The following is a 13778-nucleotide window of genomic DNA, read 5'->3' as shown; positions in this document are numbered from 1 at the left end:
GGATGGGGTATTTAAAATTCAATGTTTAACTGACGACGTTCTTCGATTTGTGATTTTAATTGATCGATGTGATTAGATTGGAATTCTTCCAGTAATGCTTTTGCCAATTCAAAAGCTATAACATGTTCACATACCACACTTGCAGCAGGAACCGCACAACTATCAGAACGTTCAATCGTCGCTTTGAAGTCCTCTTTAGTATTGATATCTACTGAGTTTAAAGGTTTATAGAGTGTTGGAATAGGTTTCATTACTCCATTTACAATGATTGGCATCCCATTACTCATACCACCCTCAAATCCTCCAAGGTGATTCGTAGCTCTAAAATAACCACTATCGCTATCGTAATGAATTTCATCTTGAATCTCACTACCTGGTTTTTCAGCGGCTTTAAATCCTTCGCCAAAACTAACACCTTTAAAAGCATTAATACTTACAACGCCTTGTGCGATGCGACCATCTAATTTACGATCATAGTGAACATAACTCCCTACGCCAACAGGCATATTCTCTGCCATAACTTGAACTACACCACCAATTGAGTCGCCTTCTTTTTTTGCTTCATCAATTTTATCACGCATTTGTTGTGCGATGTCTTCATTAATTACACGTACATCGTTTTTGTCAATATTGGCTTTGAAAGTTTCAGTATCATAAAGGCCTTCATCTTTAACGCCACCTATTTCAACCACACGACTGTACATATAAATATCTAGTTGTTCTAAGAGTATTTTAGAGACAGCCCCTAAAGCGACGCGTGCTGCGGTTTCTCTAGCAGATGAACGCTCTAATACATTTCTTAAATCACGATGATTATATTTCATTCCTCCAACCAAATCAGCATGTCCAGGTCTAGGTTTTGTAATGGTACGCTTCATGTTTTCTCTTTCTTCATCGCTTATTGGTGCTACGCCCATAATTTTTCTCCAATGTGTAAAGTCATCGTTAGTCACGACTAAAGTAATTGGACTCCCAAGCGTATAACCATTTCTTACTCCAGAAACAATTTCAATTGCATCCTTCTCGATTTGCATACGACGTCCTCGTCCATATCCGCCTTGACGTTTAAACATTTCCTTATTAATATCTTCAGCTTTAATTTCTAAATTAGCTGGTACACCTTCAATGATGACTGTAAGTTGTGGACCATGTGATTCACCTGAAGTGAGGTATCTCATGAGCGCACACTCCTTTCTCTTCTTTAATGCATTAAATTGTAATATGTTTAATATATTATCATATTCATACACACAACATAAGTCTTGAACTTTAGCGTCATGTAACTTCATTGATGAAAATAAAGAGAACCGATTTAACTTTCGCTAAATCGGTTCTTAGTGGATAAAATGAAATTCATTTATTTATATTTTTATTCGTATAACCAGTCTTCTCTTGGTGATGTATAATCAGCAATTTCATTGCTATTAAACCATAAACTAATTTCACGTTGCGCTGATTCTACAGAGTCAGAACCATGAATAATGTTTCTTCCAACTGTTAAACCAAGATCGCCTCTAATCGTACCAGGTGCGGCTTCAGAAGGATTAGTACTACCGATAATGTGACGAGATACTGCGACAGCATCTTCTCCTTCTACAACCATCGCAAAAACAGGAGCTGAAGTTATAAATGAAATTAATTTTTCATAGAAAGGTTTACCTTCATGTTCGCTGTAATGTTTCTCAGCTAATTCAGTAGGTACTTGTATCAATTTACCACCAACAAGTTTTAACCCTTTGTTTTCAATTCTTGAAACAATTTCTCCAATTAAATTTCTTTGTACTGCATCTGGTTTGATCATTAAAAATGTACGTTCCACTTTGCGTGTCCCCCCCGTAAGTTGTGTTTCATTCATTTACCGAAATATGTATAGGTTTATTTCCTATCGAACAAGATAAGCTTTTATCCTGCCACCATTCCATAGTAACAGGATAGTGAAGCGCTTTCAATACTTTTCACAGAACTTACTTATTTCTACTGCCCATTTTTTTAATGAGTTTTTTAAATAAAGTTTTATTAGGACCTTCTTCTAATTCCTCAATTAAAGCAATTGCTTTATTTAAATACTTCTCACTTATTGCTTTAGATTCTTCAATGTTATCGGATTTTCGAATAGTTTGAATACATGTATCGAAATCAGATTGAGGACTTTGAGCATTTAAGTTAGTGATTTTTTGTTTGAAATCCTTATTCTTTCTCATTTCTAAAAGTACTGGCAAAGTAATATGACCGTTCATCAAATCGCTACCTACAGGTTTGCCCAATTTCTTTTCTGAGCTTGTGAAATCCAAAACATCATCAATGATTTGGAAGCTCATTCCAATATAATGACCAATAAGTTTCAATTTGCGTATAGTTTCTTTAGAAGCACCAGAAGTAATTGCACCTACTTCAGTAGCTAATTGAATCAGTAAAGCAGTTTTACGATTAATACGACGCAAATAATTTGTAATATTTTGTTCGCTATTAAATTGATCTTGAAATTGAAATAACTCTCCCCTACATACGTCTACAATAGAGTTAGAAATAATAGAGTGAACGCGAGCATCTTTAATCTCAGATAGATGTTGAAGACCTAATGCAAGTAGGAAGTTTCCTGTTAATATAGCAGTGGTTTGATCCCATTTTTTAGAAATTGTGGGACGTCCTCGACGCTTGTCACTCTTATCAATAACATCATCATGGACGAGTGTAGCCATATGAATGAGTTCTAGTGCTACAGCCACACGATAGGTATCTTCTGAAGTACCTTCACTTGTGCCAAACTGACTGCTTAAAATTACAAAAACAGGACGTACTCTTTTACCACCTGAAGATAATAAGTGGAAAGAAGCCTCTTCTAGAGTTTGATCCGTACTTTGAATCGCACGTTCCAAACGTTCTTCAACTTTTTTTATTTCATTATTAATGTTTAACTTTGCCACGTTAATCACCTTTGGTAGAATCTTTTTCTTTATAGCCAAGGTGCATTGCAGCAACGCCACCTGTGAAGCTACGTACTGTTATATCATTAAATCCTGCTTCAAAGAATAAACGTTTTAACGTTTGCTTATCAGGAAAATTAAATGTTGATTGCTGTAACCATTCATACTCTTCTTTAGACTTAGCGAACATTTTACCGAATATAGGCATCACAAACTTGAAGTATAGTCTATAAACTTGTTTGAATAATGGTAAAGTAGGTTGACTTGTTTCAAGGCATACTACCATACCACCTGGTTTTAGTACACGGTGCATTTCTTGTAATGCAACAAGATAATCTGGTACATTTCTAAGTCCAAATCCAACTGTCACATAATCAAAAGTATTATCATCAAATGGTAAGTTCATAGCATCACCATGAACAAGTTTCACATTGTTTAATGAAGATGTTTTTTCTTTTCCAACTTCTAGCATGTTCTCGCTAAAATCTAATCCAGTCACATGTCCCTTGTTGTCGACTGCTTTACTTAATGCGATTGTCCAATCAGCAGTGCCACAACAAACATCTAATGCTTGACTACCTTCTTTAACACGCATGTGTTTCATCACGTGTTTTCTCCAAACTTTGTGTTGTTCAAAGCTAATAATATTATTTAAACGATCATATTTCTGAGAAATATTTTGGAATACTGTATGTACTTGTTCTTTTTTTGCTTGATTTTCACCCATGTTAATTACCTCTTCTTTTTATATAGCTTTGATTAATTGTATTGAAATATTGGTCGATTGCTTGTTCATCATATTGATTTAAATATGAAGGATAATAGCCATCATCATTTTTAGTTAATTCATAGAATAAAGCGTACTTATCAACTTTTTTTCCAAAATGAGCAAGCGTAATATAAGGGAAAAGTACTTCAATATCAATGATAGCTTCACTTATCTCGTATTCTGACAATGTTTGCTGATGAAGTGAAGATTTTAATTCGTTTACTTTTACAATAGCTTCACTCATTGATAATTGATAAGAAAGATCATTAATTTCTGCTAATAACGTATAATAATGAGCACTTAGCAAATCTCCAATTAAAATTCCATTTTTAGATAAGTTATTCTTAGCAATATCATCTAGATGACTCATTGAAGTGTCAATAGTGAGGCAAGCAAGCTTAGTTTTTTCAGGAATAGAATATGAATCAAGTAAATTTCCTAAAGAAGAATTAATATGAATTGATTCGTAATCGTTTATACCTTTAAGCCTTTGTTCTATTTGTTTATTTAGTTTGCTTATTGTCGTTTCCATGTTCACACCTCACGATATTATCATAATAATATTAACATTATATGTATGAAATTAAAATCTATAGGAGTTGTTCTTTTATGTAAAACTCCATTTGTTTAAAAGTGTTGATGTAAATATTACTCTTAATGTTATATATGTAAAAAATTGGGAGCTGAATAAAAAACTAATTCCTTTGTTAGCTTCATTACCCCACTCCTATTTAGTCAATTTATTTTATTTAAAATAAAATTAAGTATGTAAAAAAGAATACTTACTATTAAATGATATTAGGAATACATTAGTCTTCGACTAATGCATAAAACCAACTAATAACAACACAGTTATAAAATGAATGCCTTAGTCTTTGACTAATGCATAAGAACACCTATTTATTTATTAATAAATAAAGATGTTCTAAAAATAAAAAAAGCCCCTGTGGGGCTTTTTGTAAGTAAAATTATTTAACAGCATCTTTTAATGCTTTACCAGCTTTGAATGCTGGTACTTTACTTGCAGGAATGTCAATTTCTTTACCTGTTTGAGGGTTACGACCTTTACGAGCAGCACGTTCACGTACTTCGAAGTTACCGAAACCGATTAATTGTACTTTTTCACCTTTAGCAAGTGATTTTTGGATTGATTCGAATACAGCGTCAACTGCTGAACCAGCTTCTTTTTTAGTTAAGTCTGCTTGTTCTGCAACTGCATTGATTAAATCTGTCTTATTCATTATGAATTCACCTCCTGAGGTTTTATAATGATATATTAAATATCATTATGTTTTGACTTTAACACACTGATTACTGTCATCGCAACGATTTATGCGTCAGAAACATTGATTTTACGCGTTTCATGATGAATTTTTTGAATATTCCTTCTAAAAGTGTAATTATACACTTGTTATTCAGCTTTTTTATCTCTACCCATAAGCTCTTTAACGCTCTCATTAACAGGTACATCTTCAAATAGTACACGATATAATGCACTTGTAATAGGCATATCTACATGTTCTTTTTTAGCTAAATGATAAACAGATTTAGTCGTGTAAACGCCTTCAACTACCATTTTCATTTCTTGTAAAGCTTCATCCATTGTTTTACCTTGTCCTAATTTAAAGCCAAGCGTATAGTTTCGTGAATGTGTTGAGGTACATGTCACGATTAAATCCCCAATACCTCCTAATCCTAAGAAAGTCATTGGATCGGCACCTAATTTTTCTCCTAAACGACTAATTTCTGCTAAACCACGCGTCATTAGCGCAGCTTTAGCATTATCACCGAAGCCCATACCTGCTACAATACCACTAGCAACGGCTATAATATTTTTAAGTGCGCCTCCAAGTTCAACACCCACCAAGTCATTATTAGTATAAACTCGTAAATAATCATTCATAAATAGATCTTGGATTAAAGCACTGATTTTCTCATCCTTAGAAGATGCTGCTACAGTAGTGGGTTGTTTAATAACTACTTCTTCTGCATGACTTGGACCTGAAAGAACACCAATACCCGCATTGTGTTCTGATGAAATAGAATCATCTATCATTTCAGACACACGTTTAAATGTACCATTTTCAATTCCCTTAGCAACGTGTATAAATGTTTTTTTAGAAGTAAGCAGTTTATCAATATTAGTAGCTACTTCTCTCATTGCTTTCGTAGGTAGAGCCATTAGATAAACATCTGCATGCTGTGTTGCTTCTTCAAGTTGAGTTGTTGCTTGAATCGTTTCATCTAATTTGGCATCTTTTAAATAATTTTTATTCATATGGTGCGTATTTAATTCGTTAACACTATCGTTGTTTTTTCCCCACATTAATACGTCGTGACCATTTTGGGCTAAAACATTAGCAAGTGCAGTACCGAAACTACCCATGCCAAAAACTGTTATTTTTGTCATAATTAAATCCCCTTTTTTAATTAATTTCTCTTTCTAGGAATAATATGGATTGGCGTTCCTTCGAAACCAAACGCATTTCTAATTTGATTCTCTAGATAACGTTTATATGAGAAGTGCATTAATTCTACATCATTAACAAAAACTACAAAGGTAGGTGGTTCTATTGCAACTTGTGTTGTATAGAATACATTTAATCTTCGCCCTTTGTCTGTTGGTGTTGGATTCATTGAAATTGCATCCGTTACGACTTCATTAAGTGTTGAGCTTTGAACACGTTTTTTATGATTTTCACTTGCCTCAGTTATGTATGGGAAAAGTGTTCTTAAACGTAAGCTCTCTTTAGCTGATACAAATGCAATTTGAGCATAATCCAAGAATTGAAATTCATTTCTAACATCTTCAGTGAACTTTTTCATTGTTTTGCTATCTTTTTCAACGGTGTCCCATTTATTTACAACAATAACAATTGCTTTACCTTCTTCATGAGCATATCCAGCTACACGTTTATCTTGTTCAATAATACCTTGTTCAGCATCGATGACGACAAGTACGACATTTGAACGTTCGATTGCTTTTAAAGCGCGTAATACTGAATACTTTTCAGTGGATTCATAGACTTTCCCCTTTTTACGCATACCTGCAGTATCAATAAGAACATAATCCTGTCCTTCATATGAATATTCAGTATCCACAGCATCTCTAGTTGTACCTGCAACATTTGAAACGATAACACGCTCTTCCCCTAGAATTGCATTAACTAGACTAGATTTACCAACATTTGGTCTACCTATAATAGAAAGTCTAATTGTATCTTCATCATAAGGATCTTCGGTTTCTTCGCCAAAGTTCTCAACTACTGCATCAAGTAAATCCCCAAGTCCTAAGCCATGTGACCCAGATATTGGATAAGGATCCCCAAAACCTAATGAATAGAAATCATAAATATCATTACGCATTTCAGGATTATCTACTTTATTTACTGCTAATACAACAGGTTTCTTAGATTTATATAACATTTGTGCAACCATTTCATCACTTTGTGTAAGTCCTTCTCTTACATTCACCATGAAAATGATAACATCCGCTTCATCGATAGCAATTTCTGCTTGTGCACGTATTTGAGTTTGGAAAGGTGCATCCCCAATTTCAATACCACCCGTATCAATGATATTAAATTCATGAGTTAACCATTCACCAGAAGAATAGATACGGTCACGTGTTACACCTGGGGTATCTTCAACAATTGATACACGTTCGCCCACTACTCTATTAAAAATTGTAGATTTACCAACATTAGGTTTGCCTACAATTGCAACTATCGGTTTAGTCATAAGGTAACTTCCTCTCTTTCTTAATCTCTATAATTTTATCACATGAATGCGCTTATTCAAAACTTCATTAGATGTTTATCGTCATGTATAAAGGGCTTTTTACAATTTTCATAAAAAATAAAACTCCAATTAATGTTCTAAGAACTACTTAAAGTTCTAAGACTTAATTGGAGTTTATAATATAAAATATACAAGAAAATTAATTGATAATATTAAAATTTAAGGTCTTTAAATTTATCTCCGAAAACATCCCCTAAAGTTGGGTTATCTTCATCATTATCATTTTCTAAATAAGATTGTGTTGTAGATTCATCACTTTCGATAACATCTTCTTTAGGTAATGTAGCTTTAATTGATAAAGAAATTCTTTCATTTTCTTCATCTATTCCTAAGATTTTAACGTTAACTTGTTGACCTGGTTCTAATTTTTCACTAGGTGAACCAATATGTTTATGGTCGATTTCAGAAATATGAACTAAACCTTGTACGGCAGGTGCAATTTCTACAAATGCACCGAAGTTTGCTAAACGTACAACTGTACCTTCAATAACGTCATCTTCGTGGAATTTACCTTTGATATTTTCGAAAGGTGTTGGTAAAGTGTCTTTAATTGATAATGAGATACGCTCAGAATCTTTTTCGACTGATTTGACTTTGACTTTTACATTATCACCTACAGATACAACTTGTTCAGGTGATTCAACATGTTCGTGTGATAGTTCTGAAACGTGAACTAAACCATCTACACCACCGATATCAATGAAAGCACCAAAGTTAGTTAAGCGAGCTACTTTACCGTCAATAACGTCACCTTCGCTTAATGAATCTAATAATGATGCTTTTTTAACATCATTTTCAGCTTGTTCTACAGCTTTACGGCTTAAAATGACTCTATTGTTTTCAGGATCTAACTCTTCCACTTTAATGCGGATAGTTTGTCCATCAAATACAGAGAAATCTTCAATGAAATCAGTTGAAATTAGTGAAGCTGGTACGAATCCTCTTTGACCAACATCTACGACTAATCCACCTTTTACTACTTCAGTAACTTCAGCTTCAATCACTTCATCATTATCAAGTTTTTCTTGTAAGTATTCATATGATTTTTCAGTTTCAAGCTGTCTCTTAGATAAAATATACGCGCCTGAGTCGTTTTCTTCATCGAACTCAATTTTAGTGACGTAAGCTTCAACCTCATCGCCGACTTTAACTACTTCACTTGGATTTTCGATGTGGTGAGTAGAAAGTTGGCTGATTGGGATGATACCATTAAATTTACCACCGTTGATGTGCACAACAACTTGTTTATCTTCAACTTGTTGAACCTCACCAGTGACTTTGTCACCTTCTTTAATATCATTAATCATTGATTCATTGAATTCTTCAGTCATCTTGTTTGCCTCCTTATACACTACATAATTATAACATCTTATAAACTGACAGAATTGTCAAGAAATTCTACTTTAAATATACTTTCTTATTCAAGTTAATCACTTAAGAAAGTTGACTGTCAGTCATAAGCCAACCACTTCATTTAATATTATGGCTTAGATTATGATTTAAATCTTTTAAATGCATCCATCAATTCCTTAATATTATTTCAATGATATCTACTTATTAAGATATGTTAAATTATAAATTTGAAAAAATATAGTTTGTAACTATTCACGGATGCAAATCTTATTTTCCAAGTTAATTATATAGAACATTAATACTTAGTTAAACTGATATGCTTAATAAAAAGACTATAATCATATACCAAGTGGTACATCAATTATAGTCTTTAATAACTTATACTTATTTAAGATGATCTACCATAGATAAAATTTCGTTAGTTACTACTTCAATAGACTTTCCAGTTGTATCTAATGTGATTGCATCGTCAGCTTTCTTTAATGGTGAAATCTCTCTATTCATGTCGTAGTTATCACGATCTTCAATTTCTTGTTTTAATTGCTCTAGATTAGATTCAATACCACGTAATTCATTTTCCTTTTGACGACGTTCTGCTCTTTCCTCAACGGAAGCAATCATGTAAACTTTAAGTTCAGCATTAGGCAATACAACCGTACCTATATCTCTTCCATCCATAACAATCCCTTTTTTGGCAGCAAGATCTTTTTGAATTTGTACTGCAAATGAACGAACAGGTTCTTTTGAAGCAACGTAAGAAACAAGATTAGTGATGTCATTTTCTCTCAAATAATCAGTCACATCTTTCCCATCTAAAATAATTCTTTGTCCTTTTTCTTTATCATAAGTTAATTCTAACTCAGTACTTTGAATTAACTCGTCAAAATTACTCGGTTTGCCATTTTGTAAGTATTTATATGTTATGGCACGATACATTGCTCCTGTATCAACATATATCATAGTTAAACGGCTAGCAACTTGCTTAGCAATAGTACTTTTCCCTGCAGCTGCTGGACCGTCTAATGCAATATTGATTGAACTCATTATTCATTAACCTTCCTTGTTGTTTTGTAAATATTATTTTATCATAAAAAAGTAAAAGATTAATAGGAGGAAAGACAATGAAAAAACTCCTTGTTATACATACTGGTGGCACTATTAGTATGTCACAAGATGCTTCAAATAAAGTTGTAACCAATGATGATAATCCTATATCAAAACATCAAGATATCATTGGTCAATACGCTCAAGTGGAAGAGACACATTTATTTAATGTTCCTTCTCCCCACATGACTATAGAAAAAGTTACTCAACTTCAACATAAAATTATACAATGCGTTGAAATAAGTGAATATGATGGTTATGTTATTACTCATGGAACTGATACTTTGGAAGAAACAGCATTTCTACTCGACTTATTACTTGAAATTGAAGAACCTGTTGTTATTACTGGAGCCATGAGATCCTCTAATGAAATTGGTTCTGACGGTTTATATAATTTCATTTCTGCAATAAGAGTTGCTTCTTCTAATGATGCCTCAGGAAAAGGCGTAATGGTGGTCTTTAATGATGAAATACATACCGCTCGAAATGTAACCAAAACCCACACTTCTAATATCAATACATTTCAAAGCCCTAACCATGGACCTTTTGGGGTTTTAACAAAAGATAGAGTACAATTTCATCATCATCCTTATCGTCAATCTTCTTTTAAGATGATAAACCATCAATTGTATGTGCCTCTTATAAAGTCTTATATGGGAATGGGTAGTGACCTTTTAGAGTTTTATGCGAACCAAGGTGTCGACGGTATAGTCGTAGAAGCTCTCGGGCAAGGTAACTTACCCACTACATGTTTACATGGACTTAAGCAAATCCTTGATAATGACATCCCTATCGTTCTTGTTTCAAGATCGTTTAACGGTATTGTAAGTCCTGTCTATGCTTATGAAGGTGGCGGGGCTGATTTGTTTGAAAAGGGTGTTATATTTTCAAATGGATTAAATGGACCTAAAGCAAGACTTAAATTATTAGTTGGTCTAAGTCAAAATATGAATCATCAAAAATTAAAAAATTATTTTGAAGAATAATTTATAAAAAACGAGTTGTATGCCTCTAAGTCAAGGTATACAACTCGTTTATTTTATTATGACTCAAGTGGTGTTTGTTTTTTACTAAGTATACTTTGTGTAATAATGCCACCGTGGTATTTACCATTTTCAATGAAGATAGTATTAGCATCATTACCTGCGGCAATGACTCCTGCGATATAGCAATTTTCAACGTTTGTTTCATACGTTTCACGATTGTAAACAGGTGCTGTACCATATTCATTAGTATTGATTTCTATACCAATAGATTCTAGGAAATTGTAATCAGGATGGTAACCAATCATTGCGAACACGTAATCATTTGCAATCTCAATTGTACGTCCATCCTTTTCATAAGTGACTGTATCTTCAGTAATTTGTGTTACATTAGCGTTAAATTCCATAGTTATTTTTTCATGGTTAACGAGTGATTCAAAATTTGGTAATATCCATGGTTTAATCGCTTTTGGATATCTTTCACCACGATAAATGACTGTTACATTTGCTCCAGCTTTTTCTAACTCTAAAGCTGCGTCTACTGCAGAATTTTTACCACCAATAATTACCACATTTTGATTGAAGTATGGGTGTGCTTCTTTAAAGTAATGAAATACTTTAGGTAATTCAGCGCCCTCAACCTCTAATTTATTATGTTGGCCGTAATAACCTGTCGCGACAGTTAAAAATTTGCATTCATAAACATCTTTAGTTGTTGTAATGGTAAACTTATTATCAATTTTTTTAACTGTTAAAACTTCTTCAAATGGATGTATGTTTAATTGATGATGTTTAACAACTTCTCTGTAATAGACGAGCGCTTGATTTCGTCTCGGTTTACTTTCTTCGACAATAAATGGAATATCTCCGATACTCAACTTATCACTTGATGAAAAGAAAGTTTGATGAGTTGGATAATTGTAAATTGATTCTACAACATTCCCTTTTTCTATTACTAAAGTTTCAATCCCTTTTTTCTTCTGCTCTATAGCAGCGCTTAAACCGCATGGGCCACCACCAATTATAATGCTTTCAACTCTTTGCATGATTTGCCCTCCTTTAATCACCAAATTATTATATCAGTTATTAATGATTTTAGCTAAGCATGAAAAGAATAAAATTAAAAAAAATTGAGTATATTCATGTGAATATAAATATAAAAGAATGAAGTGAAATTAAAAAACGTTCTCTTGGCAATTGCCGAGAGAACGTTTTTTTATAGTGTGCTTTATGGTTTCTATTGAGGAATAACTAACGTTTGACCGTTATGAATGTCATTACTACTTAAACCATTAGCACGTTTGATTTTATCAACATTTTGCTGAGTACCCTCACCGTAATACTGGATTGCGATACGGTATAGGTTTTCTTTACCGTTTACAGTATGAGATTGTTGACCTTGGGTATTTTGTTGATTGTTATTGTTACCTTGTGTAGAGTTACCGTTATTTTGTTGATTATTTTGTGTACCTTGGTTTTGGTTGTTAGCAGTACCGTTTTGGTTAGATGAATTATCTGTGCTATTTGCATTTTGATCTGAACCAGCAGCACCACCGTTAGCACTATTACCATTTTCATCTGAATTTGAAGCGCTATTATTTGAAGAAGCTTTATCTTTGTCGCCGTCTTTATTGCCATCTTTATTTTTATCTTTGTCTTTGTCTGAAGAAGCTTTATCTTTATCATTTGCCTTTTTATCAGAATCTTTCTTACTTTGGTCAGAAACTTTATTATCATCGTTTTTACTATTATTATGATTGTTTAATGCCATTCCACCAAAGATAGCAATTGCACCAAGTATAAGCACTGCAGCAATCAGTGGTAATAATATCTTCATTATTCCACCTTTTTTCTTATTGTCACGGTTATCATTTCTACGGTCATAATTGCGATCGTCTCTACGCCCATGGTCATGTTGATTGCGATCATCTTTATGTTTGTCATGTTCATGTTTTGCTAATCCAGCAGCTCCAGCGGCACCTGCAGCGCCAGTTCCAATAGCAGCAGCTTTTTTACCTTTACCAGATTTCTTATCATGACGTTCTCTATCTTCATCAAAGTCTCGCTCTTCGTGGTCTTGTTGACGACGATGATTGTCATCAGTTAGATCATTATTATGACCTTCATTAACTTTAGGTCCAGGACGAGCACCTGCTTTTTTATTAGAATGTTGAGCAGCGTTACCAGTAGCTCCAGTACCTGCAACTCCACCAGCTATAGTTGCATCTTTTCCGCTACCTAATCTATCATCTTGTGCACCTTGGTCTTCACGCACATTATTACTTGAACGGTTTAAATTTTCATCATGATCGTGTTGACCGTGGTCTGTGCGAGATGCTGTGTCGTAATTATCGTTTTCACCATTATGTAATGATGCTTCATCATAGCGATCATCTAGTGAATTATTTTCATTCGAGTTGTCGTTACGGTCATCTTGTTGTTTATTATGATTAGTAGCAACATCACGACGTCTCTTACGACGTTGTGCGTTTCTAGGAGGAAATTGTTGATTTGATTTATCCTCAATATTTTCTTTTGATTCATCTTGCTGTTCATCGTTTACACGATTGTTGTGTTCTTCTGGATCAATAGATTGACGATTTTTTTCAAAATCATCTTTGAAACTATTATTAGACACAAACATCATCCTTTCTTTGTTTAAGTGAATTTAATAACGTTACATTTAATATACCCACGAATAAGTGTGAATATGTATGAAATTTAAAAATATTTAATACATTTAAATAAGTCTTACATTTTAATTATAGCTTGATAAAATTCTTTAAGTAAAGCGATAGCTAGCCTGAGAATGAAGATTGCCAATTTAGTCAGAAATAAATGATG

Annotated in this window: 13 protein-coding genes; 1 reads left to right on the top strand and 12 read right to left on the bottom strand. The window is 33.4% G+C overall.

Annotation, left to right across the window (positions count from 1 at the left end):
• Nucleotides 1-11: 11 nt before the first annotated feature.
• The 10 genes from aroC to cmk all read right to left on the bottom strand — a co-directional run bounded on the left by aroC (nt 12) and on the right by cmk (nt 9891).
• Complete coding sequence (gene aroC, locus V6C74_RS06605) at nt 12-1178, bottom strand: chorismate synthase (protein WP_002453282.1); 1167 nt, start codon at nt 1176-1178, stop codon at nt 12-14.
• A gap of 191 nt (nt 1179-1369) precedes the next feature.
• The gene (gene ndk / locus V6C74_RS06600) at nt 1370-1819 is read right to left on the bottom strand and encodes a nucleoside-diphosphate kinase (protein WP_002453283.1); all 450 of its coding nucleotides are present in this window, start codon (nt 1817-1819) and stop codon (nt 1370-1372) included.
• A 145-nt stretch (nt 1820-1964) separates the two neighbouring features.
• The gene (locus V6C74_RS06595) at nt 1965-2924 is read right to left on the bottom strand and encodes a polyprenyl synthetase family protein (protein ID WP_002433857.1); all 960 of its coding nucleotides are present in this window, start codon (nt 2922-2924) and stop codon (nt 1965-1967) included.
• A gap of 1 nt (nt 2925) precedes the next feature.
• Nucleotides 2926-3651 carry a demethylmenaquinone methyltransferase gene (locus V6C74_RS06590; RefSeq protein ID WP_002453284.1) on the bottom strand — a complete coding sequence of 242 codons (726 nt, stop codon included), beginning with the start codon at nt 3649-3651 and terminating at the stop codon, nt 2926-2928.
• Between the two features lies 1 nt (nt 3652).
• Nucleotides 3653-4225 carry a heptaprenyl pyrophosphate synthase subunit A gene (locus tag V6C74_RS06585; RefSeq protein ID WP_016898172.1) on the bottom strand — a complete coding sequence of 191 codons (573 nt, stop codon included), beginning with the start codon at nt 4223-4225 and terminating at the stop codon, nt 3653-3655.
• 436 nt (nt 4226-4661) lie between these two features.
• Nucleotides 4662-4934 (bottom strand): HU family DNA-binding protein, encoded by a 273-nt coding sequence (locus tag V6C74_RS06580; protein ID WP_002433931.1) that lies wholly within the window; start codon nt 4932-4934, stop codon nt 4662-4664.
• 170 nt (nt 4935-5104) lie between these two features.
• The gene (locus tag V6C74_RS06575) at nt 5105-6103 is read right to left on the bottom strand and encodes an NAD(P)H-dependent glycerol-3-phosphate dehydrogenase (protein ID WP_002453286.1); all 999 of its coding nucleotides are present in this window, start codon (nt 6101-6103) and stop codon (nt 5105-5107) included.
• 20 nt (nt 6104-6123) lie between these two features.
• Nucleotides 6124-7434: a ribosome biogenesis GTPase Der gene (gene der, locus V6C74_RS06570; RefSeq protein ID WP_002453287.1), complete on the bottom strand. Its 1311-nt coding sequence runs from the start codon at nt 7432-7434 to the stop codon at nt 6124-6126.
• A gap of 212 nt (nt 7435-7646) precedes the next feature.
• Nucleotides 7647-8825, bottom strand: coding sequence for a 30S ribosomal protein S1 (gene rpsA / locus V6C74_RS06565; RefSeq protein WP_002453288.1), 1179 nt, complete (start codon nt 8823-8825; stop codon nt 7647-7649).
• 406 nt (nt 8826-9231) lie between these two features.
• Entirely contained in the window at nt 9232-9891 is a 660-nt protein-coding gene (gene cmk, locus V6C74_RS06560; RefSeq protein ID WP_002453289.1) for a (d)CMP kinase, read from the bottom strand.
• A 77-nt stretch (nt 9892-9968) separates the two neighbouring features.
• Between cmk and V6C74_RS06555 the strand changes: the two genes are divergently transcribed.
• Entirely contained in the window at nt 9969-10937 is a 969-nt protein-coding gene (locus V6C74_RS06555; RefSeq protein WP_002453290.1) for an asparaginase domain-containing protein, read from the top strand.
• Nucleotides 10938-10993: 56 nt separating this feature from the next.
• Here the strand turns inward: V6C74_RS06555 and ypdA are convergent, their stop codons facing one another.
• Nucleotides 10994-11980 carry a bacillithiol disulfide reductase YpdA gene (gene ypdA / locus V6C74_RS06550; protein WP_002453291.1) on the bottom strand — a complete coding sequence of 329 codons (987 nt, stop codon included), beginning with the start codon at nt 11978-11980 and terminating at the stop codon, nt 10994-10996.
• Between the two features lie 191 nt (nt 11981-12171).
• Nucleotides 12172-13572 (bottom strand): elastin-binding protein EbpS, encoded by a 1401-nt coding sequence (gene ebpS, locus V6C74_RS06545; RefSeq protein WP_016898173.1) that lies wholly within the window; start codon nt 13570-13572, stop codon nt 12172-12174.
• Between the last annotated feature and the right edge of the window lie 206 nt (nt 13573-13778).

The sequence above is a fragment of the Staphylococcus capitis subsp. capitis genome (assembly GCF_040739495.1).
Lineage (GTDB): Bacteria > Bacillota > Bacilli > Staphylococcales > Staphylococcaceae > Staphylococcus > Staphylococcus capitis.
The sequence above is the reverse complement of the archived record's forward strand: the minus strand, read 5'-3'. Positions and strand labels throughout refer to the sequence as shown.